Genomic DNA, 24,283 nt, shown 5'->3' with positions numbered 1-24,283 from the left:
TTCCAATAGCAACCATTCCCATTGGCGTTGTATAGTCTACATCCATACCCAAATTACGCAATATAAAAACTATAATACATATCATCCATATTTGCCCTAAGGTTCCTAATGAATAAAGAAAAATTGCTTTTTTTCGACTCATAAATTTTCTCCTAAATTCAAATTTGTCTATTCCATTAAATTGTGATTTATTATTGTTCACTAAATCAGAATTTTATCTCTCTACCGTGGGTTCGGATATGTAATCGGATTCTGTGCCGACTGGTTTAACTTCTGTCCGGCTATCGACTTCCCAATGTAGAATGATTCATTCTCATCAAACGAAAAGTCCGATAAATTATTAATGCCATAAAAATTCCCACACACTTCGCATTTATAATACATTTCATCTGGATTCAAAGGACAAAGACTGATTACTCCATTTTTAACCGATGTTTTTAAATAAAGCATATAGATAATACCTCCACTACTGTTTTAGTACTACCATATATCACTCTTTTCCCCTATACTATTAAGCAATATAGACCACAAAATGTACCTAATTTCCATTAACAAATTGTGTTAATTATGTTTTTTAGAACTGTATTCGGTTTTCTTTTCTTTTTAGACCATCTTCTTTTTGCTCCGCATTACTACGTTTATTTTTCCATAAATCACAAGTAAACACTTCTGTATAATCTACCCAATCCCAATGCTCTTATCTATCCAACTATAAAAATACCAAGATTTTATTCACTTTTTAAGGCGTATTTCGCAGTTTGATTCTCAATTCTAAAAATCTCGGAAATCCCCTTATTTCTTGCCTTTTTCACACTTTTACTTGTGTGATTTAGTCAACAGAACCACGCTCTCCACATGAACACTGTGTCGACTATCTACCTCTTATTATATCATATTTAACCGTGATATAGTTTCTTAGACTTTGCTGTTTCAAGCTTTTTGGGGTAAAAATATCATATGGTATTTTAGTGATAATTGACCATATTATAATAAAACTTCCCTATGGTGGACAAATGGTGGACATGTACAAAAAAATAAGGGGATAGCGAACTGCTACCCCCTGTTTTAATGCTACTTTATACCCACGCAGTACTTAGCTGACACATAGCCAACATTAGGTATCTTATACCACGTTCCTTCGATATTTTTCACAACATCTTCAACATAGATTTTAGACCCATCTCTATAGCTCGATACTTTTCTATACCCAACTCCTGGTCCCATCCTAACATTCAACACATCACCTGGAGTCTTAGTTAATACTGAGTATCCACCCCTAGATATATTTGTAGTAACCTGTACCGGCGTCTGTCCCATGTATTTCTTGATTAGATTGATAAACCTATCCCACCCTAGATCAAGTGTCTTGTGTGGACAATATTTACCGCTACATGCTTTATGGGTAATAACTCTATCCACTCCCCAGCCTTTAGCCTTTAAAATGGCAGCAACATATCTAGCACAGTTATCCTCTGCCTTTGCAAAGTCATCTGCACTACCGGTGCTCCTGGCAATTTCAATGCCTATATAATGCCTATTGCCGTAAGTTGCCCCACAGTGCCAAGCATTTCTATTAAATGGTATGCACTCATATATAGCTGACTCATCTACTACGGTGTGGAAGCTAGTCCAGTTTGAATTACCTACCATATACGATGCTTCTGCCTTAGCCTTGGCTGAATTATAGGTATTATGTATGACTATCTTCTCTGGTTCCATTGAAAAAGTCTGCTTTTTTGATTTATTCCAGTCAGGTACTGGAAAATCATATATTGGCACACCACAATTTATTTTATTCATTATATCAAGCCTTCTTTCTTTAAGTCCTCAAAATCTTCTGATGCCAAGCCCCCGTATTCGCTTGCATCAGGGTAGTTATTATCGGTCAGATTCTTAGCGTATAGGTCTTCGTCAAATTCTATCACACAATTAACTTCCATAACATTAACCCTTCCTTTCACCATATAATATTTCTAGTCCCCTAGTCCCTTGCTAGTAGGATTAATAAATACACCTAGTATGGCCATGGCTGTTGTGCCTAGAAGAAATGGATTGGAAGCTGTCTTAATTACCAGGTCGCCAACACTTGCCCAAGTAGTCAGTGAGCTTGCCTCTACCTGTAGGGATGTAAGGACTATACCACCAATACCCACCCAAAACCATGGATTCTTATATCTTTCTATATTGTTTGATTTCTTTTCTATACTGTTTTCAATTCTACTCATGCCAGTCTCCTTTATGTTTCTTAAATTCCTCATACTTACATTTTCTTTTTTCAAGCACAGATATCCTCATATCATGCCTTACTATGTTAGTCTTTAATAAATCTAGCTCCTGTGTATGTTCTTTAAGTGAGTCTCCATGCGTAACAATGTCCTTTGTTTGGCTCTCAATAGTCGAATTAAGTTTAACTATACTCGAGTTCAGCTTAAGCATCGGACTCACAAATGCTATTAATACAGGAACTCCTACTACCGCGCTGTATATAAATTCCTGATTCGTCATATATCACCTCTGAATTTATTCTTATTAAAACTGGGCCTTTTTAAGGCATGCCCAGGCCTATGCAAATAAAAACTAGAGCATCAATAGTAATTATTCAACTACTAGTTCTTCTAGATCCATAGCTACCAATAGGGCCTTAACCTTAGCCTTTAGGAACTGTGGAACCTGCTTAAAAGTTCTTACACCTGCTATGATGCATGTTACATAACACATTGCCATATCCATCTCACCACCTTTCATTGATAAATTTATGCAATAAAAAAAGAACCTAATATTATTGATAAGATTCTTCATACATATCACTCCTATTCTTCTTTAAGTAGCCTTTCTACTTCCTTTTTAAGATAGTCTGGTACGTCTTCTATTGTCCTCTTCCCATTCTTTATTAGATATACATATAACTTTGCTAATGCACTCATTTAATTACCCCCTGATTTCATTTCCATTAGTTCAACTATTGCTGTAGACAGCTCTAGTTTATCTTTTTCAATATTTTCCACTATTTCGGCTATTGCTGTAGCATACTCAAGCCTAACCTTATCTGACTCTTCTTTTATCAACTCTTCCATGGTCTTTGGTGGTTCTCCAGGTTGCCCTGTATCATAGTCTATCCACTCAAACATAAGCTTATGAGGTTGACTAGATACATCCACCTTAAAAGAGTTGGCCTTGTGTTCTTCAAGTAGTTTGCCCAGTTCTCCATACTCAAGCTTTATGCAGCCTATTGAGTCTTTCGCATACTTATTTAGGTCTGTATAGTTATTGTAATCTTCATCAAATGACGTTTCGACTACACACCCCATCATATCCCCTGTATTAAGGATTACATTTCCATTACTAATTAAGTAATATATTTTTGTTCCTATCTGCTTCATTTATTACCTCCTACTCTATGGCTATCCATTTTTCTGTTGTCCACTTAGCCCAACTTGGTAATGAAGAAATCCTAGAAGTGGGAAGCGTACTGAAATACTCTCTCATATTGTGTCCTTGAGCTAAAATAAAACACCCAAATTTATTATCTAGTGAAGAAAAATTTATATTTATCAAAACGAGATTTTTATCTACTACATCACCGTTAGTCAATGTTCCAATAGCTACAATAATTCTCGGTGTAAATGTTATATTCGGAATGCTTACACAATTATACCTATTCTTGTCGTGTATAACCGCTCTGTGGTCAAGTTTAGCTGTATCCCCAGTTCCAACTGCCCACCTCTTCCTAGTTCTTTTAATTTCTTGTATGCTACCCACTATATCAAGTATCTTAGTAGGAGATAAATTATCGTCTTTTTTGATTTCGGTAATGATACTGTTAAGGGCCGTTTGGTACTCAATCCCTAGTTGTTCAGTTCTTTCAACCTCTCTTTTATAAGTAGTCAACTGCATCTTCCCCCTTCAGTAACTTTTCAAGCCTGTTATTGGCCGTCTCATGCCTATCAACATATATGCCTAAATTCCTGCTATATTCATCTACACTAGCCTTATACTCTTTCATAGTATTTACTATTTCAGTATCCTTCTCCTTTAGTTCTTTAAGAACTTTATCAAGGGTCTTATTTGCCCATGTTGTGACTTTTACCTTTAAGTCAGTTAATTCTATTGAGCCTAGTTTCTTCCATATATATTTGATGTAGTTAGTTAGTGATTTTTCACTACCAACCTCTGAATCTTCGTTATACCCTTCCATATTTACTGAGTCGACCTTACCGATAGAGTCATCAAGTAAAGTGAAGTTCTCCATGATAGGGTCTATGTCGTATATATTATCGTTGGTTATTTTATTTAACCCGTTTTTGTCTGTTTTTCTATACCCTTCCATTAAGTCAAATGCACCCCATTTCTAACATCTTTCCAAGTGAAATTCTTGGACTTATACCAGCTAGCCGGCTTGCCCAGATTCTTAGTATCACCCCAGGTGATATACTTAAATTCAAAGTCATAATTTAAGTGTGCCGGCTTTAGCTTATCTATAATTTTTCTTATCTCGCTTATCTTTTTAGGCACACCTATTATCCCTACAAATTTTATTGTAAATTGATACCTTCCATAGTGTTCTATCACCTCACAGGTGCCGTTAGAATAGCTTTCAACTATATTCTTAATCACTTCTACAGTAGTAGTTTCCTTAGCCTTTAAAGCTGCTAATATATTACTCCTAATGATATCTATAGGTAGATCAGAATCATAGTCTATGCCGGCAAAATTACACCACACAGGTAGGGAAAATGTGGCGGATTCTATATAGAATTCATTTACTAAAGCATCTATACTTAGTTCAAGCTCTTCTAACTGATATCCATAGGCTGTGAATATTTCTTCAGTAGTTCTATTTATTAGATGGTCAGGGTATAGATCAATTAAATTAATCATTAATCTATCACTCCTTTAGTAAGTGTTATGCTGCCAACTGCCCCCACCTGGTCAGTTATTAGTTTTATATTTCTTGTAGCACCATTTATTGTTAAATTAGAGAAGTCTACGACCCCATCAGTGCTTACCAGAAGCCCTGCTACTTTAGTGTAGGTGATTTCCTTCACTGACTTGACTAGGTAGTCATCTAAGGCTTGTATAAAGCCTTCCTTAACTTGATCAAGTGTGTAGTTATCATCTACCTCTACAGTAGCTGATATATTAATATCCAGTATAGTGGGTGTAGTTACTGTTACACTAGCCCCTATAGGCCTTTTAACTTCAATATATTTCTTTGTAGCTTCTACTACTTCAGGTGCTACATTCCTATTATTCTTACTCATGACAATCACTTTTACAGTTCCATTACCATTCCAAAGCGGAACGACTTTGACATTCTTAACCCCATCTACTGATAGAGCCCAGTTGATGTAGTCATCTACATTTCCTGATGTCCCTTTGTGGGCCTGCAGATAAAAGAATCTTTCCTTTAACTCGTCATCAGTTTCAGGATCTACACCCCCCTCGAGCGCTCCTACACTTCTTATGGATGTGATTTTATCAGTTTCTGGGCTTACTAGTGTGAAGTCTACTGTGGATACGCTATTTACACTTGCGCCAACATTCATAGACCTTATATATAAGGTCACTCCATTTTCATCATTAATCCTACCATCTTGATTATCTAGCACTTCATATCTATTCCCAAAGGCGCTTATAACGGCCCCAGAAGGGATTTCTTGACCCACTTCACCAGTAAATATGGCTTGACCCACTGATTCCTTGCCCTCTTTTCTATAGACCCCAAATTCCTGAACTCTCTTATCTAAGTTATCCCCATAACTATCTTTTATAAAGGCTATATTAAGAAGCTTATCAAGTACTGTATAAATACTAGCATGTGCCAGTGCAATGGAACTGAACATGCTATCTAATATAGACCCCTCATTTTTAGCAATGGGGAGCTCTGTGCCTATTAGCATCTCATTTTTTAAATTTAAGTGCGTTTTATCTTCAAACATCTATATCAATCCCCCCATATATGCTTTTTACTTTAATCTTTATGTGTAAATCATCACCAGTGAAGGTTATCCCCCTATTTTCAACATCATTAATGTAAGGATTTATAAGCAAAGCCTCTTTTATGAATCTAAAAGCCTCTGATTCAGTTAGTCCTCTGCTGAATTTCTGACCTATCAGGGAGTTTAACTCTGTACCATAGTCCCAAGAGTATATCTCATGGTTAAATCTAATTGTTTTGATAGCCATATATATCCATACCTTAAGCGCCTCTGCACCTTCAACCACCTTGAACTCTTTTGTATCTTCATCAATTATGAAGTCATCTCTGTCAAAGTCGTATGCCAGCTCTTTTAGTGGCGGTAGTTCGCTTTCTGGTATGTAATTATAATCTTCAGGTACGCCTATAAATGGGAATATGTCTTTTTTCTCAGTCACTACCTCACCACCTTATCTAGAATTGTTACAGTAGAATCGTCACAATTAATAATCACAACATCACCGGCTTTTATGCCACCTAAGTCTATCATGTGTGAATGTCCGTCACTTACACTTGTATTTAAGCCGTTTGCTAAAGCATAAGCCCATGATGTGTATCTTATCTGCACTGTTTCGATCTCAAAGTCATTATATTTTAGCCTTGTTTTTGGGTAACTGTTAACCACCTCAGCAAACTGAATAGAAGGTGTGTGGCTTCGCATACCTTCCGCATTCATTATTCCTAACAATTCATGTTCGTATGACACCTACCAACACCTCCTGATTTCAGTCCAACTTCCCCTTCTAACTCTTGTTTTTGTGATCGGTGAACCTTCTGGACCACCATTATGGATTACCATTCCATTACCTATATATAGCATCACGTGTCGGCCACTTCCACTTGCTGAAGACTGTGTTATTATTAAGTCTCCAGGAAGTGCCTGAGCCAGTGATGGTATCTTCTTCCCATTGTGTAACTGTGCTGATGTAGACCCACCAATAGTTATCCCTGCTGCTTTATGGCATGCGTACACAAAGCCACTACAATCCGAATTGTAGATACTCTTACCGCCCCAGGTATATCTACCCTTACCAACCATACTTTCAGCTACTTGTAGTATTTTTCTTTGTCTATCATTTCCGCCACTTCCGCCACTTCCTGAATAGCCGTCAGACACAAGCCTGCTATTAGCTTCTTCATCTGAAGTTACGCCAGTACCAAGGTTTGAGTCACTCCAATCCTTACCGGTATGCTGTTTATACCATGATTTCACTTGTCTAATATATCCCGACGTATCATTGCCATCACTTACTGGCGCCCATGTAGAAATTATCTGGTCAAACTTCCTACCCTTCTTATTTACATGAGATATTCCTATAAAGTGGAAGCCTCTTCTGATTCCTTCTTCGACTGAGGAATAACTGCCAAACGACTTGTATTTCTTGATATTTTTGTCAGGGTCTTTAATTCCAAAGAAGTTAAAATGATTAACTGCTAGATTAGAATCAAATTTTTCCCCACACTCCATTCTTGCCACCAAGGCAACCATCATAGGATTGACTTTATACATGTTTCCATACTTAATAAATAGATCCCCCTTACCTGCAAGTGGACCTTTTAGTAATTTATTTATCATGTCAGCTGTGATTCCATGTCCCCAGTCAAGGGCTTTTCCTTCACTACTGGATGCCTTTGATTCATCCTTTCCTGCTGACTTCTCATCCATTATATTGTCAAAGTTAAGTTCCAAGTCTATGGAATATTTTCCACCTATCCAGGAATGTTTATCCTTGTCAATGTAAAAGTCACCTATTAGACCTGTGTGAGAGTCTTTAATCTGGACCTTATACCCACTCTTACAAGTGATATCACCGTATCCGTGTAGGTCACAAGTCCTATCCAGTCCATGAAAGGCTGCATCTATATCTTCTGCCTTACCGTCTTTTTTCTGTTCAATTACTTTTGATACGGTGTGATATAGCTTCCTGAATTCCTTGTTGGTCTTCACCTGAAGCTTGTTCCCCTGCTCATCCACTACCAAGACCCTGTTGACTACATTCGCTACAGACTCTTTGTAAGAACTATATTCTACATTTTGCTTTTCATTAAATAGTATCTTAAGCTTAACCTCACCCTTTTCAATGATATTAAACTTATCTATATCAACATCTATCATATATTTCTTCTTACTAATCTTAGCATGCTCTGTGTAGGCCGTCATGATGGCATCATATCTTGATACGCCAATAAACATTTTGGTTATCTTGCTATCACCCTTAGCAATTTTCCCTACAGGTAGATTCATCTGGCCATCCTTACCAGCAAACACAGTCTTGGCAATTTCAGAAGCTGATTTATTTACAAAATTATAGCTTACTTCATCTCTGTGCAGCACATATCCTATATCATAGGCAGTAACTCTTATACCATTATTACTGCTGGCTTTTTCAACCTCAATGATATTGCCCCTGAATATTTCCTTGCCGCCTACATAAAAGCAACAAGTGGAATTGGCACTAAGTCCAATACTTTTTACCTTTTCGTCATTAACTGCCTGAATAAATTCAAAGTTTAGCTCTCTATAAGGACTTTTAATGCTACCGCTCCATGATATGTTAGTAACTATATCTGTAAGCCTGTAGAAGCTTCCACCGCCCCTTATGTGGACTATTAAGTCCATATCTTCCATCTTATATGTAGCCATTAAGGAATCACCAACTTCCAATCACTGTAGATAACATTTGATTTCTTCAGGTTAGGATATCTTTTAAGATTTTCTGGATTATTGACTATCTTTTTGTACTTGCTACCATCTCCATAGTATTTTTGTGCTATCAAGTATAGGTACTCTCCATGCTTAACTGTGTGGGCCCTTCCTGAAGTCTGTTTGCTTAAGTCTATGGTAGGCTTATTTCTTGAGTAGACCTTGTTAGGAATAGGATTTTTAGGATTCCCACTAACTGGACCAGGTTGCCATGTAGGGATATTTATGTCCTCATCTTCCTTAAGGTCTAGGGTGTAGTATACATCTCCACTAGAGTCTTTTTCGCTATACTCAAAGTGAGATATTCTTACTGGCACATTAATAGAAGTACCAGTAACTATATACCTAAGTCTTGTACCCTCTCTACACCACTTTTCAAGCTTATTAACATAACTATATGGGTCTCCACTACCTGCGGCAAAGTGATAGTTTGCCCCTTCATGAGGGAAAAAGCATGATATAGACATGGCAGAAGGCTCATACCCATTGTAGATATTTACCTTCCCCTTTTTAACTATACTTTCAGCACTTATATCAGCATTAACAATCTTGTTAAATTCAGATGGTACAACTGGCAGCCTTAGATTATCCCCATCTCCATTTAAGTATATCTCTACCAATTACACCACCCCCTGTGCTAATTTAAGCTTCTTAACTAGCTTACCTATCATTAAATCAATGTCGGCTTCTTCTCTTACAGTAATTCCATTTAGGTTTATTACTATACCATTGTTACTACCTCTGTTCTCATAGTCATTGGCCTCTCTCTTAGTCAAGACTTTTTCGCCCTGATGTAGATTAGCTGGGTAATTGTCATAAGGTACTCGAGGTAGGCCAAATGCGTGACTGTATTGTGTCGGTCTAGTATTTACCGGACCGCTTCCACCAGAAGAGTCACCACCAACGCCAAAATCCACCGTTGGTATCTTAGGTATTTTCTTTTCAAACCAGTTACACATATCAGTCCAAGCGTTTTGAACAGCTCTTATCGAGTCTGTGATAAATTTTATAGTTTTATTTACCTCTGTGAGAAGTGGGATTATTACCTTGCTTGCAAACTCTAATTTAAACTGCATAAGGGCCCAATTCTTTTCCCAGTCAGACGCCAACAGCTTAATCACATCTCTTACAAAATTAGGATTTTCTTTAAGAAATTTAAATACATCTTCAGCTACATGCTTGAAAAATTGAAATACATCCCCCATACCCTCAAATGCGCCATTAACAACTTGACCCAATACATTTATTGCCTCTTGGGCTTCAGGTGAGTTAGTGATTATATGGTTATATACTTCATCTAACATATCAGTAATCGGTTTGGCCGCAGTTTGTAGCTTGCTAAAATCAATGCCCCCAAAGTTGGTTACATCCATTAATCTCCATAACCCACCGATAGTCTCTTCTGCCTTCGAGTAGATGCTTGAGAAGAAATTTTGTACCCCCTTATCATCAAATATCTTCTGCATTCTCTCGTACATTGGAGAATATACCTTGGCTTCAAGTAGATTATTAGCCATAACCCATGCATCCTTGAAATTCATAGGAATATTTTGGAACTCTTTATTAACTTCATCTGAATGTTTAAGAATTGCACGCTTAACTAGATCAGCAGTAAGAAGCCCCTTCTTACCAGCTTCTTTTATTCCTGTACCAACTTCCTTTTCAATCATCTTGGCCATTAGTGGTGCATTTTCTCTGACTGACCTAAGTTCATCACCTTGTAGCGTTCCACTTGCAAGCCCCTGATTAAGCTGATACATTGCTGCACTAGCCTCTTCATTAGATGATCCACCTTTTCTAAATGATTGCATGGCAGTCTGGTAGAATTTAGCCGCTTCACCCGGCTTACCACCAAATACATCTGGTGACATCTGCATTAGCTTAGTCATTCCATTTCTTACATCTGATAAGTCAGATCTAGAGTTTCTTGCTACCCCTTGGGCTAGGTTGTCATAATCGCCTATACTCAATCCGCCCCTATCAAGAGAGTTAACTCTTGCCTTATAGTCAGAATAGTTGTTATAGCCCTCTACGGTGACCTTAATAACTTTATCCTTAAGGCTTGCTAGACCTTGCTGAATCTTTTGTATGCCCCAGGCAGTCATGTCATGAAGGAATACCTTGACATCATCTTTTGCCTTCTTAGCAAGTATCCCAACACCCATTGTTAATGCGGCTAATGCTCCAATAGCTGGATGTAGCCCCAGTAGCTTAAATGGAACTCTAGCCATAGGACCTAACTTACCTAACTGACCACTTATACTACTTAATCCCTTAGATGCTAGGTCTTTTACCTCAACTGGTATCTTGTTAGATTTTTTCAATCCCTCAACAAATGATTTCATCTTTTTGGATACACCTTCAACCTGCTTATTAGCATCTTTTGCATCCAATTTTAACTTCTTATTGCCTTTTAGGCTCTTATCAAATTCTTTCTGAGCTTTGGCCACTTCCTTAGTCTCTTTCTGAAACTTCTTAAGTTCTGCCTGCATTCTTTTAAGTTCTTTTGTCATCAAGTCTTCGGCCTTAAATCTAGCTTTCAGTTCGGTTGTATTAGTTGCCATTTTTTACCCCCTTTCTCCCATCATAAAAGGGCAAATTTGATTTTGTTTATCTTCAAGCCTATCTTCTATTTCCTTAAATAAAAAGGCCTTCATCATTCGATATTCTCCAATATCTGTTTTTTTCTTCCTGTAAACTTCGGATGGAGTCAGATGTGCGTACTTCCAGAAATAGTAGAAAGTACGCAATTCATCATCCACCTCTATTAGTTTTTTATTTCATCTTCCTTTGGCACATTATTGATTAGGTTGTCATAGGCCATGAATAGTGTGTCTATCTCGTCTGGAGTAAGAAGCACTAATACTAGGTCAGTAGGAGTACCCACTTTAAACTTGCTTATCAGCTCTGTATTCTTAAATAAGGCTTCCCCTTTGTAGAATATCGAATAAACAAGAGTTAGTAACTTTCTCTTCCTGTTATTCTCTGCCATCTGTAGTTTACCCTTATCAGCCATCTTAAGCTTATAGCCATAGTCTTCTAGTTCTGCTTCCTGCTCCAGACTCATCCTACGCATCTCTACTATGAAAGGCTGACCAAACATAGTAGATAGGCTGCTTATTTCTATTTCTTCCTTCTTAACAAGGAAGTCATCTCTGTCCTTGCTTAGTAGTAAATCAATTAAATTAACATTCTTTTCAGTCATAACTATCTCCTTATATCAAATCTATTGGCTCAAAATCATCAAATGTAAATGGTGCTTCCACCTTGCCTACTTCTCCATTTTTAAAGTCAGCAAGTGTAAGATCGTCAAATTGCACACCCTTATACCTGATTCTTTCAGCTCCTACATTATCTGGGTCATCTAACTTAGATATTGCTTCAAAGTAGATAGTCTTCTGCTCCTTCATCCTAAGGCCTATTAGCTTAGTCATTCTTGATGATACCTTAGTCATGGTACAAGACCCTTTGCCCTCTGCACCAGTTGTCTTGTGCGCATCCATCATCTTCCTTGGCCTAGGCACTGCTGCCTTTTTAAAATCTATCTTAGCTTGGAAGCCTTCAAGTTCAGCCACATACTCACCATCAAGCCATAGCTCACCAAATGTACCGCTTATTCCATCAGTGCCTAATATTTCTTTTATCTGTTCCTTGTTTGTATCTGCCATTATTTAGCCCCCTTATTAAACATTAATATTGATGTAGAAGTCTTCCATAGCGTCTACACCCTTTAGCTTAATAGCAATAAATACCTTAGACTTAGTATTAGCTTCCTTAAGCTCCTGTTCTGACATTGAATCTACATCTGCCCCTATTTCCTTCAGATATTTCTTCTGTGCATCCAAATCAATACCAACACTATGTCCTCTTTCGATTATTCCATCTCTTGCCAGGTCTTCTAAGAAGTTACTAATCTCTGCTATAAGCAGGCACTTGTTATCGTAGTTATTAGCCACCTTACCCACATAGTAGTTAGATATCGACTTCTTGATAGAGTTATTAATAAACTTATATGTTCTTACAAGCTTTATCTTCTTGAATGAATCACCTTCATTACCTGTAGGTGTTGTAAGTGATGTAACCCCTCTTGCAATCTTGATGTTGCCACCCTCTTTTGTCAAAATCAGCTTACCACCGTCAATTAGCTGGTTCTTTTCGTCCTTGGACTTTTTAGGAATAGTGCTAATAAATGGCACATTAGCGTGTGTGATTGACTGTGTAAGTGGAGTCCCTGCACACAATCCACAAATAAATGGCAATAGCTTAGTGGCCGTATAGGTAACATCACCTTCCTTGATGTCTTCAGTCGCAAACTCTATGACATCACTAGAGTTTGAAGGCTTAGTGGTTGTGATTACCAAATTTGCATCATAGCCGACATCAGGTAACTTCTTTGTGATGAACTCAATCAACTTAGGGTTATCTGTCTGGTCTGCTGCTTCAGGCATACACAAGTAGTTAAACTCATAGTTTTCAAGCACATCCAGTGCATTATCTAGTGTGTCAGCCCCATTTATTGCGTATACTATTAACTTAGTAGGTGTGAAGTTTCTTTCTTCAAGAACTCCACCAACTCTTACATCCTGCACATTGCCTATTAGGGCCTGTTTCATGTAAGTAAGATTTTCTGCCTTAAACTTAGCGCCCTCTAAATCCTCTAGTGAAGTGTATTCAGATAGGCCCTTGGCAGTACCATCTTTTAGGATTAGGCACACAACCCCAGTGCTGGCCCCCTCTAGGGCCTTCCTCTTTATTTCTTTAAATACAATTTTAAGCTCTGTTAAGCCCATATATTATACCTTCCTTCCTCTTCTTCTCAATCTATCCCCATACCTGATATTAACTTCCTCTAATAGATCAAATTTATCTTGGACCTCAATACTGATGTTATTATTGATCTCTTTCATAACATGCTTATCAGCCTTATCAAAATAAACTTGTTCATGATAACTCACTGATATACTAAAATGTAGGGTGTGGCCCACTTCATCTTTTAATATCAAGCCGTCTATCCCAGATATGTGAATGTATCTTCTTCCAACTTTTATGCTCCTTGTAAATGTCCTTTCCAGTAGGTCTTTTAAGTCGTATAAGCTAGCCTTAGCCGTCTTATTGCCATTGCCCGGAAAGTATCTTATATCAATTACAAGGCTCTTTTTATTGAAGTGTAGATTTACTGACTCTGAATCTGATGTATTTACATCAATAAAAAAGCAGCTACCCTTATCTAGGTATAACTGCAGTTGTTCGTCATCGTCTGTAATTTTACACTTATATTCAGTATCATTGATGGCATCATAGATCATATTCGATACTGACTTTATTAGTTCGTTTACCTTAATCATTATCTACCACCCATCAAATCATCTAATATCTTCTTTCCCTCTTTGTCTAGTGTGGTTTTCCCCTTCTTCATTGCGTTTCTAAGCATGAATTTGCCAGGCACAAATAGTATTTTACCCCCATCACTTCGCACAGCCTTACGTCGCTTTCTAGAGACTGAAAGACCCATACCGGCCCTGGTTCTATGTCCATACTCAACATCCCAGGCATAAAACTCACCTTTAGATTGGGCATCATTGTATATCTCAACTTCTTTACCTAAATCTCTGACCTTCCAGCTTCTTCTAAGAGTACCAGCAGTTAAGGCCTTAGGGTCTTTGTTAACTGGCGTATTTTCTATAACATCCCTTAATACTTCACTGGCTACCTTAGTCTTAAGTCTGTTAAATTCTTCAGGTATCTTCTTCTCAATGGTGTCTATCCTATTTATAAGGTCATCTAGGCCCTCAAATTCAAAACTCATTACTGTCTCTCCTTTAGGGTTACCGGTATTTCAAGGTGTGATGGCCACTTAAATGGTATACCTGCAACGCACTCATAATTCCTACCCAGGTGAGTTACCGAAAGCATATCACCTTCCACTACATCCTCTTCAGGCCTCGTATATACAATATAGTCAATTACAAGTGTTTCGTCATGGTATCCTGTGCTGGACTTATCAAGCTCACAAGCCACATTAGATTTAATTATTTTCTTCTGCATAGTAGTAAGATGTGAATCACTATCCTCTACCTCTACATGTCTGATTATGTCCATTCTGTCATGGTAGGTACTGGCTAATATATCTGATTCTCTCACCTAGTTACCCCCATTCATCCCAATAGTTCCCAGCTTCTTGAATCTAATAAGGTGCTTCTTATATTTAGTGATTAAATCGTCAATAGATGTTATCTTGGTATTAGCCCCTACATTGTACTCAATCTTGGTATTTCCTCTGGTAATAGCCTTCACTTCGCCAGTATTTTGGTTATCTTGGCCACTGCTTGACAATGCCTTGTTGTATTCGCTTAACATTTCAACTATTACAAGCTCTAAATCAGCCGGAATATCATCCCTGTTGCAGAAGTTCTTAATCTTTTGAATAAGGATATCAAGAACGAGAGATATTGTACTCTCATTCTCTAATGTATCCTTACCTAGTAAGATTTTGAGTTTTGATATAATTCTCTCGTTCATTCTATCACCTTCCTATACTATGCGCCCTTTACCTTACAAGTAAAGTTTACAAGTGCCTTAGGTTCAATTACCTTAGTACCATATACAAATAGCCCCTTAACCGCATCAGCAAAAGTCTTTTCAGGTCTATAAGATTCTATTTCTGTAATCTGACCTGCGTAAGTTATAGCCTGTTCTGTACCTGCCATGATGGAGTACTTATTAGCAGCCACTGGTACATTATTTGACATTCTTAGCGTGAAGCCTGCTACATCTGCACCATCAATTACACCATTAGCTAACACCTTAAAGTCCTTAGTAAATCTTGGATCCTTAGATAACATACCTAGGTACCAAGCTGGTATAATAGCAAATCTACCTGCTCTTGTTACGTTATTTTCATCAAGCTTAACTGCTAAATCTACTAGCTGATCATACGCATTAGCTACTTCTACATCTATTGGTGTAGTTGTAGACCCAACTTTGATGCCTGCATCTTTCACAAAGCTAGCTATATGCTGGTCAATAACATCACCTATGGCATATGATGCTCTATCCATTGCTTTGTCTACCAGCTTAACATTAGCCTGTGCTGCATCTATATCATCTACCTTAAAGTTGAAGTACTTAGCCTTGTCTATTACAAGTTCCTGTTGAGTTGATGTTACTTCTTCTGGGTCTGCCAGCTTCTTAGGTGCGCCATCACCTGTTAGATAATCCTTAATAGTAATTGGACCTATCTGATTAATCTTAACCTTATCTCCCAGCTTCTTGATTTCACCTTCATAGTCATGGTTAACGACGTCTGCATACACTAGCTTCTTATCTAAGTTTGCCTGTAGTCTAGCTGACCACAGCGTTGGTATAAAATTCTTAATTGACATATTCTATTCTCCTTCTTTTATAATTTCATGTCTTTTATGGCATCCCAATTTGCGTTGATTTCTGCCACAGACATGCCCTTTAGACTGTCTGAAGATATCGTAGTATTCTTGTCAGTAGTCTTGGGCGTTTTCCCTTTTAACCTCTCATTGACTGCATTTTCAACTGCTGTATCAAACTTTTCTTTAAATAGCTTGATATTTTCATTTGTGGACTCTGCATTTTCGCCCATTAAAAAAGAGCTAAACTCAACATCAAGCCCTTGTTTACCAAGTTCTTTTACTGTTTCTAGCTCTAGCCTATCTCTATTGAATTGGGCCCTGTCCTGTTCAAATTTAGTCTTTTCTTTTTCAAACTCTGCCTTGGCTCTTTCATCCGCTGACATCTTGGCCAGTTTCTCTGCTTCTGATTTTTCGTCTTCAAGCTTTTTCTCGTATTCTCTTTGCCACTTTTGTTCAGCAGTCTTCATAGCCTGGGTAACTCTCTTATCAGATTCAGACTGGATTAACTTCTGTAATTCCTCTTCTGTGTACGTCTTACCCTCTGGCTTGTTCTCCTCTGGTGGGTTATTTTCCCCACCATTACCAGCACCTGTATTCTCTGCCAGTAGCTGTAAATTCATCTTAAGTCCCTTATAGTTATTCTTCATCCCTCTAAGTTACCATCCTTTCTTTTAAATAAAAATAGACCTTTTAATGACTTGTCCGGGTCGATTTTATGCACTAAAAAAGCACCCTAACATCTGTTAAAGTGCTTACTCTTGACTATACTTCCAGTCTAATATCTTGTCATATAATGACTGTACATATTTACCTTTTTCGGTATACCAATTTTGACCGTCAGAATCATAATACATACAATCTTTACTTGTAAGGTATGCTCCTATTTCAAGTTGCACTGTTAGCAAGTTGTTTTTGTCTATAGCAGACTTGATATCATTTGAGCATTTCCGTAAATATTTTATTTCTTTTTTCTCTAAACCAAACATACCCTTTCTCCTACAACCTATTGCACTGAACCAAATTACCTGTGTGTGGATTTATTGCTATTTGACATTCTTCTGTATAAAACACACAACTTTCATTGGTTTTCTTAGACAATTTACCCTCATTAACACATTTCAATAGGGCTTCACTAGGCACGTGTTTATGATTCAACTTCTTCATAATTTCTTTTGAATTGTTCGGATTTGCCCAATCATGAGTACCTATTGCCCTACCTGTAAAATGATATGATACACTTTTAATCTTAACTCCATCAGTAGTTTTCATACCAATAAGCTTATTTTCAAGTTCATTGTGATGCTTTTTGAAATTACTATACTTCACAAGTGGAGATATTTCACCTTTTTGAACAATGCCTGTATATCCCTTTACGATATCCCACTCCTTAGTATCATTATACTTTATTTTTTGAAAATCATCAAACAATTTAACTCCGTCATATCCTACATTCTTGTATTTTTCAAACTGTTTCTTGTCACTATATCTATTGTTCCATTTCTTTTCCTCTATCAGATACTTAGGATCAGACTCAACATACTTCTTGTGCCAATCTTTATAGTTTAATGACTTATCTACCTTAACTTCGTTATTGAACATATCTTTGGCCGTCCTGGTGCCTTGCATAGCTCCAGTGTATGGTGCAGTAGTACTTCTACATCTAGGGTGCATTGGTGGATAATTTACCCCTACTTGTGCATCCTTAATGCTAAAAACTTCATGGTCTAAATCTCTGCATATATCAGATGTTCTTAAGTCTAGGGTAGCAACATAGATATATTCATCAACACCCATTTCGCTGTATGCCTTTAATGTCCCTAAGCTACTAAAATAAGCCTGTTCTGTATGCACTAGTGTAGCAGCTGCCCTTTTTGATACATCCATCTTCTTTGCTACACTCTCTATAGCCTGTGTGCAATCAGCCCCTGATATAGCCATCTTTACTATCTCTTCTTCCAAGGCATCTTTTAGCTTGGCCCTGTTCTTCCATATTCTTTCGCTGAAGTTCTTTCCTGACCAGGGCCTTTCAAATTCTTTTACTATTTCCCCTATAGTCAGTTTATGAAAATCTTTTACCACTGTTTCACCAGTAGCAACGCCTATATCAAATATTACCCTGTGGTAGTTAGTCTGTAGTGACTCTTTCATAAGTGATTCTACTGCCTCGTGTTGGTAGATATACGCCTTATCTATTTGCTTTTGGATATTAAAGAATGTTTCTTCAAGGTGGCTTATCCTTGATCTAGTGGATAAGGTATTAAGTTCCAGTTGTATCTCTGGGCTGTCTATTAGGTCCATATACTCTTCTAAACCCATCCTAAAGCTTTTATACTCATCACCTGTTAGAAGCTTAGTAGCAAGGTCATAATCAAGCTCATTATCCTCTGCGTACCTGTAGTATAGTACGGATATTTCTTTTTCAATTTCCTTCAGGCAGTTGTAAAAGGATTCATTAATCGTCTTGATCACCTCATCTGCTGACCTGATATCGGCACGTGACCTCTCAAGGGCCCTTTGAATCCAATAGTTACTCTTCTTCGGCATCAGTATCACCACCTGCATTATCTATATTGGTGAAATCATAACTGCTTGTCATCTCCTCGTCCTCTGCTTTTTTCTTTTCTAACTCTTCTTTTGCATTTTCGACAAATGGAAGTTGGTTAAGCAAGGTTTCACTACTTAAGTAAGGTGATAGATTCTTAATGGTCTGTGATAACTCATAAATATTCTGTGGTAGTGTGTTGGCAAATTTGAAATTAATATTAGTGAAGAGGTCTATATTCTTTTCTAAGCTTAGGGAATTACAAATAAGCTCTATCCTTCGCTGTAGTCCTTTCTTGAATTTCCTTTCCTTGTTGCTTCTTATCTGCTCCATAGCTAGTATCTTATATCTAATCGACACGCCACTTAGATTATTACCAAAGCTTTCATCCTGCATATCTGGAGTGTATGAAAACTTATGGATATCTCTTCTAACTCTATCCTTGTAATTCTCTACCCACGCATCATTTATTTCCTTGATTAGCCATTTAGCATCACCATCTTCATCAAGCAGCATTACCCTATCTCTCTTAAGATCTTCTATTCGGCCTGAGTCTGTTCCTCCCATATTTACAAGTATCAAGTACGCATCAGTAAATTGGTCCATATCATTTAAGGTATTTGACTGTGCCTTATTGTAAGCATCTATCAGAGTAATTACCTGCTCAAAGTCCCCTTGTTCTTCCTTGTTGTTTACATACTCAACTACTGGTACATCCTTAAATGTATGTGGTGTTATTTGCTCTAAGCTTAAATCAGAATCCTTGCCCTTATATAGCGTACATACTTCTTTGTCATATACTTCTGCATATGTTATCTTATCATTGCCCTCACCAACATCATAATACCTGATAGCAAATTTAATACTTGGTGATATTGTCATATCGTATATAACAAACATTTGATCTGGTCCAAATTCATTAAATCTTATTCGTGCGTCTTCATCACGATATAAAAGTTCATAAGCCTTACCTTTTATGCTGCATATCTTGGCAAGTTCTAGATTTTCTTCCTGCTCATCTGAATAATCGAATATATCCTGCAGGTCCTCAAGCAGTCCATCTTCTTCTTTGCTAGTATAGCTTATAGGCTGTCCAACAAAATAACCTACAAGCATATCAGTAATATATTTAGGATATGGATTTACTATTTTGTTATTAGGTTGTCCATCCCTAGATGTATGGTCCAGTATATCGTGTTTACCTTCATAATATTTCTGAAGCTTGATATATCTAATGGACTCTGCCTTATGCTTCTTGATGAACTTCTGTATATCTTCAATACTCAATTCTTCTTTATCGGTCCTATACATATCATCCCCCCTATAGTCCTAACTTAGCCTTGTTCATGGTCTTAAGTCCCTTTGATTTTCTCCAAGGCTCAATGCCATATCTTAAGGCTGCAATTGCATCATCAAAAAATGGAACTGGATCATCTAGATAAGTGCTTAACTTATCGTCATACTTCCACTTCCACTGTCCTAACTCTTTAATTGTATTCACACATGACGGATGTACATATACCCTTCTTTGTTTTATCCAGTCTATCTGCGTGTTGATATACTTCTTATCTGTTGTCTTTTCTTTCTTGACCCCTTTGGCTTTATATCCAGCCTTCTGCCAAGTCTTTTTTCTATCCGGCTCTGCTGAATCACAGTACATTATTATTTTTTTATTGAATTTACCTTCAACATCTTCAATAATTTCTGATGTATCTTTTTCATAGCAATAGTGTTCATTCAGGATATATAAGTCACCGTCCTTATACGCTATCGTAAGGATAGCATTAGCATGGTTAAATCCAAAGTCCTGACCTATACTTAAATACTCATAATCTGATGTATCTTGGCTTATATTCTTTACTTCCCAGTTATTAAATATAAGACCACCAACCTCACCCCATTCACCCAGACCATATATCCTATATCCATCTGGATCTCGTTCTTTTCTCATCATCATTCTTCTGTGATATGCATCATCTATGAATCGATTTTGCAGGTAGGTAGATTGATGGGTAAACACATCCTCATGTATAATGTCAAAATACTTAGCCTTTATCCAGTGCCTAGAGCTTACAGGATTGAATGTAAAGGTCATCTGATAGAATAGGTTAGGATTATCTAGCTGTCCTCTTAAACGGTCATCAAGGATGTCTATATCGGCTTCTGTTAGCTCTGTGGCCTCTTCTACCCATATCCACACTAGCTTTCCGGTTTTGAAGGTGATTGACTTTACCTTTTCTCGTTGCTTATCGTCCTTCATTCCCCTAAATATTATGGAATTTCCGGTAAGTAGGCATTCAAGCTTTAGCGGTGACTGGGTCACCTTCCATACTCTTTCTGCCTGGTCTCCAAACATTTTATATATGGCGCTCTGAAGTTCTGCAAAGGTTGAGTCCCTGTTTGACTCGTCAACTTTTCTTACTACTAGCAAGTTAGCACCTTTATATCTGGTATCTGACAACTTCTTAATATAGTCTTGTGCTATGTTAGTAGACTTACCACTACCCGCTGAACCTTTAAGGACCTTATATCTTTTGTGGCATTCGTTGACTGGCTTAAATACCTTATTCCACTGCAGCTTTACAATCCTAGATATCTTCTTCTCCATAGTCATCCTCAAATATCAACTCAACATTACCGGACATATCCACCTTATCGGTCCACATTGAATATCTCTTGCCTAATAATTCTGCTGCCTTTATCCTATCCTTAGCACCAACATCTATATTTGTCTTCTCCTGCCCCCACTCTGCACCTCTTGATATAAGTGTTTGTTCGGTGTGTTCTCCTCTCATCACTGAAGTAAGGTACTCCAATACCTCTTTTTGGTCGGCTATCTTCTCTGAATCAAGTTTTGCCAGTCTTTCGTCTATATATGTTTTAATTCCAACATTTTCCAACAATCTATGGCTTTGCGCTTTCGCATATTTTTCACTGTATCCGGCTAAAATAGCTGCTTCACATTTATTACCACTGATGATATACTCATCAGCAAATTTCTTTTGTTTTAACGTCAACCCATGGTATATCACCACCCTTCAATTTATTGTATAAAAAAAGGACCAAGTTTATTGGCCCTTAGTTTTATATTTATACTTTTACACCCTTATTTCCATGTGTATACTGTTACTTACTTTAGAATTTATATTTCTTTTCTGCACACTTCCACAATAGTAAGATAGTGTTGAAATAATCATAATAGCTATAAACACTATATTTGGAATCATCCAAAGAGGTTTTTTGAATACGGTTTTAAATGTTAAACTCAAACTCTTATTATTTATTTCTCTAACAAATTCAAACATTACACATATAGTATTAAATAATATAAACCCTAGTAGTGAGGTGACGAACACTAACCTATATATAGATGCCTTGTCGATATTAGATAAGACTGAAGTAGAGAAAGCAATTCCGCCTGTAAAAGCCAACACTATTGATGCAAAAATACCTAATATAGTTATGTATTGTTTTTCTGAATCTTTCATGTTATTCATCAATGTTTTTTCTAATTTTTTCACGCTATCCAACAATGTCTCTTTATTTTTTTCTGCAACTTTTTCTGAAATTTCCTCAGCTATCTCTTCTATACCTGTAATCTGGTAAGAAACTAATGATGAGTGATCAAAAAGTTTGATGATTATTTTCTTGCAGTCACCACACATATTGACGTCATTCATTGCATATTCATATAATTTATTTATATTAAGGTTATAGTCCGTTTCATATTTTTCATTTTTAAATATAGAAAATAAATGATTACTTAAATCGGAATACATTAATCTCAAATTATCTTTATCATGTTCAAGATAATTTTGAATTATTTCAACGGTTTTCTCTGGGTTATAATCATCATCGGATAGGCTATTATATATCTGTCTCATATAATTTTTATTTATATTACTATCACTGTTACTTTTGTTTTTAGCTACTTCTCCGACATTATTTTTTTCAGTTTTTAATAATTTATCTTCACTCATTACTGACAAAAATACTCCTTAATAGATTTTATTTGTATTATTCTATTACAATTTCTTTCATATGTATTTTTCCAAGGGGACTGATTGTGTGTAATATCAACTAAATCCATAGCTGAATACTCTGACAATCTAACCACAACATCAGATATTAATTCCTTGTCTGAAAACTCTATGTAATCGTCTTTAATTTTTTCATGTACATAAGAACTTGGGATATTACCTGCTCCAAATTTTTTATACTCTCTATATACGGATGGGATTACAGGTCCCAGATTCCAGGCTTCTATGTCATCCTTAAAACAAATATCATTTTTTTGCATCAAAAAATGACACTGAACAAAATACAATAATTTCTGTAGTTTTAAATTGGATATATTAAAGTTTTCCCTATCACTAAAATCTATGATATATCTGCTAATTGTTAATGCATCATATGTCATAATTACCGCCCCCAACTAAATCATACTATTTACTGAAAAACATTTCTTTTAAGTTTCATTGTTTCCGTATATTATACCATAATGTGACATATTACTCAATATGTCACATTTTACTATATACGAAAAAAGACACCCTAAGATGCCTTTTTCAAAATATATAAGTTAAGGAGGTTCTCGTAACTTCCTAATTTAGTGGTGGAAATAAAAGGTTCTTGCCCTAGAGATTATGTAAACTACTTACTGGCTCTCCTTTATACTTCCACACTACCATAATATCACAGTTTTTTTTCCCTGGTTTGCCAACTTTTATTTTTTTTAAAACTTTTTTATATATAATTTAGTCCTTTTGCGACACTATGTATAAATATAGCTTTATACCTAGCAAATGTCCTTGCCCCTGCGTAAGTAGGATATGATTTATTATACTGGATATTATTCCATACTCCTGCCCTATATTCTTCCGGTATTAATTCTAAAGCCATATCAATAACCTTTACATCTTTTAGTAGGTCGCAACGCTTTATTACCATTCTAGATACTTGGTCCGACGCTTCGTTTCCTCTAGGCATGCCATCAGTATTTACTCCGCTTATCTCTACCAGACTTTCCGCTTCTTCTTTCATTCGCTCATAGTCTCTAATCACCCATAAGGTCCTGTGATACACACTTTTAGGCAAGTAATACTTATTGTTTTTTCGTCTCTGATAATCTCTCATTACTTCATCCTATACCTCTCATTGACATCTACTTGTCTATATTCACCTTCTGAAACTCTAAATCTTAACATATCCCCATATCTATCTTTTACAACGATAAAATACTCTTCTTCATACCTTTCACCATCTATAACTTTTTCAGGTAGGTGTTCTTTTTCAATTACAGTGCCTACTTTTTCTTTATCAGCAATTTCTTGAACAACTTTCCCACAATATGTTCCAGCCAAGAATATTCCTGTCAAAAACACAACAAGCAATGACACCTTAAAAGCTTTATTAGGTATTTTCCTATAATCTAAATAACTCATATTATTTACCCCCTATCTAAACAACTTCCCATCTAACAACTTGATAGATATCACTTATTAGGTTAGAATCATAAAAGCTTACAACAACAGCTTTAAGTGGCACAAGCTCATTTCCTTCATAATTCAAATCGTGATCACCTGAACCATCTCTTGATTTAAACCTAACCCTAAGCCTTTTATTTTCTTTGTACGCTATGTTAAGTGCATATATAAACTCACTCTTTTTGTTCATCA

General features: G+C 36.7%; 36 protein-coding genes. All 36 read right to left on the bottom strand.

The window, feature by feature from the left end:
- Positions 1–1,071 precede the first annotated feature (1,071 nt).
- Entirely contained in the window at positions 1,072–1,800 is a 729-nt protein-coding gene (locus ACW6OJ_RS01090; protein WP_456095538.1) for an N-acetylmuramoyl-L-alanine amidase, read from the bottom strand.
- Positions 1,800–1,940 carry a hypothetical protein gene (locus ACW6OJ_RS01085; protein WP_456095537.1) on the bottom strand — a complete coding sequence of 47 codons (141 nt, stop codon included), beginning with the start codon at positions 1,938–1,940 and terminating at the stop codon, positions 1,800–1,802. The genes ACW6OJ_RS01090 and ACW6OJ_RS01085 overlap by 1 nt, the downstream gene beginning before the upstream one ends.
- 33 nt (positions 1,941–1,973) lie before the next feature.
- A complete protein-coding gene (locus ACW6OJ_RS01080) occupies positions 1,974–2,225 on the bottom strand; it encodes a phage holin (protein ID WP_456095536.1) in 252 nt (83 codons plus the stop codon).
- Positions 2,218–2,505, bottom strand: coding sequence for a hypothetical protein (locus ACW6OJ_RS01075; protein WP_456095535.1), 288 nt, complete (start codon positions 2,503–2,505; stop codon positions 2,218–2,220). Before ACW6OJ_RS01075 ends, ACW6OJ_RS01080 begins: the two co-directional genes overlap by 8 nt.
- Positions 2,506–2,595: 90 nt before the next feature.
- Positions 2,596–2,799, bottom strand: coding sequence for a CD1375 family protein (locus ACW6OJ_RS01070; protein WP_456095534.1), 204 nt, complete (start codon positions 2,797–2,799; stop codon positions 2,596–2,598).
- 11 nt (positions 2,800–2,810) lie between these two features.
- The gene (locus ACW6OJ_RS01065) at positions 2,811–2,924 is read right to left on the bottom strand and encodes a CD1375 family protein (protein WP_456095533.1); all 114 of its coding nucleotides are present in this window, start codon (positions 2,922–2,924) and stop codon (positions 2,811–2,813) included.
- The gene (locus ACW6OJ_RS01060; RefSeq protein ID WP_456095532.1) at positions 2,925–3,380 is read right to left on the bottom strand and encodes a hypothetical protein; all 456 of its coding nucleotides are present in this window, start codon (positions 3,378–3,380) and stop codon (positions 2,925–2,927) included.
- Between the two features lie 10 nt (positions 3,381–3,390).
- The gene (locus ACW6OJ_RS01055; protein WP_456095531.1) at positions 3,391–3,888 is read right to left on the bottom strand and encodes a hypothetical protein; all 498 of its coding nucleotides are present in this window, start codon (positions 3,886–3,888) and stop codon (positions 3,391–3,393) included.
- Entirely contained in the window at positions 3,875–4,327 is a 453-nt protein-coding gene (locus ACW6OJ_RS01050; protein WP_456095530.1) for a hypothetical protein, read from the bottom strand. The genes ACW6OJ_RS01055 and ACW6OJ_RS01050 overlap by 14 nt, the downstream gene beginning before the upstream one ends.
- Complete coding sequence (locus tag ACW6OJ_RS01045; RefSeq protein ID WP_456095529.1) at positions 4,327–4,878, bottom strand: putative phage tail protein; 552 nt, start codon at positions 4,876–4,878, stop codon at positions 4,327–4,329. Before ACW6OJ_RS01045 ends, ACW6OJ_RS01050 begins: the two co-directional genes overlap by 1 nt.
- Positions 4,878–5,939: a baseplate J/gp47 family protein gene (locus ACW6OJ_RS01040; protein WP_456095528.1), complete on the bottom strand. Its 1,062-nt coding sequence runs from the start codon at positions 5,937–5,939 to the stop codon at positions 4,878–4,880. Before ACW6OJ_RS01040 ends, ACW6OJ_RS01045 begins: the two co-directional genes overlap by 1 nt.
- Positions 5,932–6,375: a DUF2634 domain-containing protein gene (locus ACW6OJ_RS01035; RefSeq protein WP_456095527.1), complete on the bottom strand. Its 444-nt coding sequence runs from the start codon at positions 6,373–6,375 to the stop codon at positions 5,932–5,934. The genes ACW6OJ_RS01040 and ACW6OJ_RS01035 overlap by 8 nt, the downstream gene beginning before the upstream one ends.
- Positions 6,375–6,683, bottom strand: coding sequence for a hypothetical protein (locus ACW6OJ_RS01030; protein WP_456095526.1), 309 nt, complete (start codon positions 6,681–6,683; stop codon positions 6,375–6,377). Before ACW6OJ_RS01030 ends, ACW6OJ_RS01035 begins: the two co-directional genes overlap by 1 nt.
- Positions 6,684–8,621: an XkdQ/YqbQ family protein gene (locus ACW6OJ_RS01025; RefSeq protein WP_456095525.1), complete on the bottom strand. Its 1,938-nt coding sequence runs from the start codon at positions 8,619–8,621 to the stop codon at positions 6,684–6,686.
- Positions 8,621–9,301 carry a LysM peptidoglycan-binding domain-containing protein gene (locus tag ACW6OJ_RS01020; protein ID WP_456095524.1) on the bottom strand — a complete coding sequence of 227 codons (681 nt, stop codon included), beginning with the start codon at positions 9,299–9,301 and terminating at the stop codon, positions 8,621–8,623. The genes ACW6OJ_RS01025 and ACW6OJ_RS01020 overlap by 1 nt, the downstream gene beginning before the upstream one ends.
- Entirely contained in the window at positions 9,302–11,245 is a 1,944-nt protein-coding gene (locus tag ACW6OJ_RS01015) for a tape measure protein (RefSeq protein WP_456095523.1), read from the bottom strand.
- Between the two features lie 3 nt (positions 11,246–11,248).
- The gene (locus tag ACW6OJ_RS01010) at positions 11,249–11,431 is read right to left on the bottom strand and encodes a hypothetical protein (protein WP_456095522.1); all 183 of its coding nucleotides are present in this window, start codon (positions 11,429–11,431) and stop codon (positions 11,249–11,251) included.
- Between the two features lie 17 nt (positions 11,432–11,448).
- Entirely contained in the window at positions 11,449–11,886 is a 438-nt protein-coding gene (locus ACW6OJ_RS01005; RefSeq protein WP_456095521.1) for a phage tail assembly chaperone, read from the bottom strand.
- A gap of 10 nt (positions 11,887–11,896) precedes the next feature.
- On the bottom strand, positions 11,897–12,349 hold the full coding sequence (locus ACW6OJ_RS01000; protein ID WP_456095520.1) for a phage tail tube protein: 453 nt from the start codon (positions 12,347–12,349) through the stop codon (positions 11,897–11,899).
- 15 nt (positions 12,350–12,364) lie between these two features.
- A complete protein-coding gene (locus ACW6OJ_RS00995) occupies positions 12,365–13,471 on the bottom strand; it encodes a phage tail sheath C-terminal domain-containing protein (RefSeq protein WP_456095519.1) in 1,107 nt (368 codons plus the stop codon).
- A gap of 3 nt (positions 13,472–13,474) precedes the next feature.
- Positions 13,475–14,026, bottom strand: coding sequence for a phage tail terminator family protein (locus ACW6OJ_RS00990; RefSeq protein ID WP_456095518.1), 552 nt, complete (start codon positions 14,024–14,026; stop codon positions 13,475–13,477).
- Positions 14,026–14,487: an HK97 gp10 family phage protein gene (locus ACW6OJ_RS00985; protein WP_456095517.1), complete on the bottom strand. Its 462-nt coding sequence runs from the start codon at positions 14,485–14,487 to the stop codon at positions 14,026–14,028. Before ACW6OJ_RS00985 ends, ACW6OJ_RS00990 begins: the two co-directional genes overlap by 1 nt.
- Positions 14,487–14,822: a hypothetical protein gene (locus ACW6OJ_RS00980; protein ID WP_456095516.1), complete on the bottom strand. Its 336-nt coding sequence runs from the start codon at positions 14,820–14,822 to the stop codon at positions 14,487–14,489. Before ACW6OJ_RS00980 ends, ACW6OJ_RS00985 begins: the two co-directional genes overlap by 1 nt.
- Positions 14,823–15,200 (bottom strand): hypothetical protein, encoded by a 378-nt coding sequence (locus ACW6OJ_RS00975; RefSeq protein WP_456095515.1) that lies wholly within the window; start codon positions 15,198–15,200, stop codon positions 14,823–14,825. It abuts the gene before it with no gap.
- A 17-nt stretch (positions 15,201–15,217) separates the two neighbouring features.
- Positions 15,218–16,063: a phage major capsid protein gene (locus ACW6OJ_RS00970; RefSeq protein ID WP_456095514.1), complete on the bottom strand. Its 846-nt coding sequence runs from the start codon at positions 16,061–16,063 to the stop codon at positions 15,218–15,220.
- Positions 16,064–16,080: 17 nt separating this feature from the next.
- Positions 16,081–16,710: a DUF4355 domain-containing protein gene (locus ACW6OJ_RS00965; protein WP_456095513.1), complete on the bottom strand. Its 630-nt coding sequence runs from the start codon at positions 16,708–16,710 to the stop codon at positions 16,081–16,083.
- A 105-nt stretch (positions 16,711–16,815) separates the two neighbouring features.
- Positions 16,816–17,049 carry a hypothetical protein gene (locus ACW6OJ_RS00960; RefSeq protein WP_314516027.1) on the bottom strand — a complete coding sequence of 78 codons (234 nt, stop codon included), beginning with the start codon at positions 17,047–17,049 and terminating at the stop codon, positions 16,816–16,818.
- Between the two features lie 10 nt (positions 17,050–17,059).
- Positions 17,060–18,607: a minor capsid protein gene (locus ACW6OJ_RS00955; RefSeq protein ID WP_456095512.1), complete on the bottom strand. Its 1,548-nt coding sequence runs from the start codon at positions 18,605–18,607 to the stop codon at positions 17,060–17,062.
- Positions 18,591–19,916: a phage portal protein gene (locus ACW6OJ_RS00950; protein WP_456095511.1), complete on the bottom strand. Its 1,326-nt coding sequence runs from the start codon at positions 19,914–19,916 to the stop codon at positions 18,591–18,593. The genes ACW6OJ_RS00955 and ACW6OJ_RS00950 overlap by 17 nt, the downstream gene beginning before the upstream one ends.
- Before the next feature lie 10 nt (positions 19,917–19,926).
- Positions 19,927–21,213 carry a PBSX family phage terminase large subunit gene (locus ACW6OJ_RS00945; RefSeq protein WP_456095510.1) on the bottom strand — a complete coding sequence of 429 codons (1,287 nt, stop codon included), beginning with the start codon at positions 21,211–21,213 and terminating at the stop codon, positions 19,927–19,929.
- Entirely contained in the window at positions 21,194–21,622 is a 429-nt protein-coding gene (locus ACW6OJ_RS00940; protein WP_456095509.1) for a terminase small subunit, read from the bottom strand. Before ACW6OJ_RS00940 ends, ACW6OJ_RS00945 begins: the two co-directional genes overlap by 20 nt.
- A gap of 81 nt (positions 21,623–21,703) precedes the next feature.
- Positions 21,704–22,585, bottom strand: coding sequence for a hypothetical protein (locus tag ACW6OJ_RS00935; RefSeq protein ID WP_456095508.1), 882 nt, complete (start codon positions 22,583–22,585; stop codon positions 21,704–21,706).
- Positions 22,585–23,025 carry a Panacea domain-containing protein gene (locus ACW6OJ_RS00930; RefSeq protein ID WP_456095507.1) on the bottom strand — a complete coding sequence of 147 codons (441 nt, stop codon included), beginning with the start codon at positions 23,023–23,025 and terminating at the stop codon, positions 22,585–22,587. The genes ACW6OJ_RS00935 and ACW6OJ_RS00930 overlap by 1 nt, the downstream gene beginning before the upstream one ends.
- A 326-nt stretch (positions 23,026–23,351) precedes the next feature.
- Positions 23,352–23,741 (bottom strand): hypothetical protein, encoded by a 390-nt coding sequence (locus ACW6OJ_RS00925; protein ID WP_456095506.1) that lies wholly within the window; start codon positions 23,739–23,741, stop codon positions 23,352–23,354.
- Positions 23,741–24,049, bottom strand: a complete 309-nt coding sequence (locus ACW6OJ_RS00920; protein ID WP_456095505.1) for a hypothetical protein — start codon at positions 24,047–24,049, stop codon at positions 23,741–23,743. The genes ACW6OJ_RS00925 and ACW6OJ_RS00920 overlap by 1 nt, the downstream gene beginning before the upstream one ends.
- A 16-nt stretch (positions 24,050–24,065) precedes the next feature.
- Entirely contained in the window at positions 24,066–24,281 is a 216-nt protein-coding gene (locus ACW6OJ_RS00915) for a hypothetical protein (RefSeq protein WP_456095504.1), read from the bottom strand.
- Positions 24,282–24,283: the final 2 nt, after the last annotated feature.

The sequence above is a fragment of the Peptostreptococcus sp. genome, assembly GCF_977045075.1.
The sequence above is the reverse complement of the archived record's forward strand: the minus strand, read 5'-3'. Positions and strand labels throughout refer to the sequence as shown.

Bases quoted from the DNA above. Each gene is read 5' to 3' on its own strand.
- ACW6OJ_RS01090 (WP_456095538.1), bottom strand. From the start codon at position 1,800: ATGAATAAAATAAATTGTGGTGTGCCAATATATGATTTTCCAGTACCT.
- ACW6OJ_RS01085 (WP_456095537.1), bottom strand. From the start codon at position 1,940: ATGGAAGTTAATTGTGTGATAGAATTTGACGAAGACCTATACGCTAAG.
- ACW6OJ_RS01080 (WP_456095536.1), bottom strand. From the start codon at position 2,225: ATGAGTAGAATTGAAAACAGTATAGAAAAGAAATCAAACAATATAGAA.
- ACW6OJ_RS01075 (WP_456095535.1), bottom strand. From the start codon at position 2,505: ATGACGAATCAGGAATTTATATACAGCGCGGTAGTAGGAGTTCCTGTA.
- ACW6OJ_RS01070 (WP_456095534.1), bottom strand. From the start codon at position 2,799: ATGAAGAATCTTATCAATAATATTAGGTTCTTTTTTTATTGCATAAAT.
- ACW6OJ_RS01065 (WP_456095533.1), bottom strand. From the start codon at position 2,924: ATGAGTGCATTAGCAAAGTTATATGTATATCTAATAAAGAATGGGAAG.
- ACW6OJ_RS01060 (WP_456095532.1), bottom strand. From the start codon at position 3,380: ATGAAGCAGATAGGAACAAAAATATATTACTTAATTAGTAATGGAAAT.
- ACW6OJ_RS01050 (WP_456095530.1), bottom strand. From the start codon at position 4,327: ATGGAAGGGTATAGAAAAACAGACAAAAACGGGTTAAATAAAATAACC.
- ACW6OJ_RS01045 (WP_456095529.1), bottom strand. From the start codon at position 4,878: ATGATTAATTTAATTGATCTATACCCTGACCATCTAATAAATAGAACT.
- ACW6OJ_RS01040 (WP_456095528.1), bottom strand. From the start codon at position 5,939: ATGTTTGAAGATAAAACGCACTTAAATTTAAAAAATGAGATGCTAATA.
- ACW6OJ_RS01025 (WP_456095525.1), bottom strand. From the start codon at position 8,621: ATGGCTACATATAAGATGGAAGATATGGACTTAATAGTCCACATAAGG.
- ACW6OJ_RS01015 (WP_456095523.1), bottom strand. From the start codon at position 11,245: ATGGCAACTAATACAACCGAACTGAAAGCTAGATTTAAGGCCGAAGAC.
- ACW6OJ_RS01005 (WP_456095521.1), bottom strand. From the start codon at position 11,886: ATGACTGAAAAGAATGTTAATTTAATTGATTTACTACTAAGCAAGGAC.
- ACW6OJ_RS01000 (WP_456095520.1), bottom strand. From the start codon at position 12,349: ATGGCAGATACAAACAAGGAACAGATAAAAGAAATATTAGGCACTGAT.
- ACW6OJ_RS00995 (WP_456095519.1), bottom strand. From the start codon at position 13,471: ATGGGCTTAACAGAGCTTAAAATTGTATTTAAAGAAATAAAGAGGAAG.
- ACW6OJ_RS00990 (WP_456095518.1), bottom strand. From the start codon at position 14,026: ATGATTAAGGTAAACGAACTAATAAAGTCAGTATCGAATATGATCTAT.
- ACW6OJ_RS00985 (WP_456095517.1), bottom strand. From the start codon at position 14,487: ATGAGTTTTGAATTTGAGGGCCTAGATGACCTTATAAATAGGATAGAC.
- ACW6OJ_RS00975 (WP_456095515.1), bottom strand. From the start codon at position 15,200: ATGAACGAGAGAATTATATCAAAACTCAAAATCTTACTAGGTAAGGAT.
- ACW6OJ_RS00970 (WP_456095514.1), bottom strand. From the start codon at position 16,063: ATGTCAATTAAGAATTTTATACCAACGCTGTGGTCAGCTAGACTACAG.
- ACW6OJ_RS00965 (WP_456095513.1), bottom strand. From the start codon at position 16,710: ATGAAGAATAACTATAAGGGACTTAAGATGAATTTACAGCTACTGGCA.
- ACW6OJ_RS00960 (WP_314516027.1), bottom strand. From the start codon at position 17,049: ATGTTTGGTTTAGAGAAAAAAGAAATAAAATATTTACGGAAATGCTCA.
- ACW6OJ_RS00955 (WP_456095512.1), bottom strand. From the start codon at position 18,607: ATGCCGAAGAAGAGTAACTATTGGATTCAAAGGGCCCTTGAGAGGTCA.
- ACW6OJ_RS00950 (WP_456095511.1), bottom strand. From the start codon at position 19,916: ATGTATAGGACCGATAAAGAAGAATTGAGTATTGAAGATATACAGAAG.
- ACW6OJ_RS00945 (WP_456095510.1), bottom strand. From the start codon at position 21,213: ATGGAGAAGAAGATATCTAGGATTGTAAAGCTGCAGTGGAATAAGGTA.
- ACW6OJ_RS00935 (WP_456095508.1), bottom strand. From the start codon at position 22,585: ATGAGTGAAGATAAATTATTAAAAACTGAAAAAAATAATGTCGGAGAA.
- ACW6OJ_RS00930 (WP_456095507.1), bottom strand. From the start codon at position 23,025: ATGACATATGATGCATTAACAATTAGCAGATATATCATAGATTTTAGT.
- ACW6OJ_RS00925 (WP_456095506.1), bottom strand. From the start codon at position 23,741: ATGAGAGATTATCAGAGACGAAAAAACAATAAGTATTACTTGCCTAAA.
- ACW6OJ_RS00920 (WP_456095505.1), bottom strand. From the start codon at position 24,049: ATGAGTTATTTAGATTATAGGAAAATACCTAATAAAGCTTTTAAGGTG.
- ACW6OJ_RS00915 (WP_456095504.1), bottom strand. From the start codon at position 24,281: ATGAACAAAAAGAGTGAGTTTATATATGCACTTAACATAGCGTACAAA.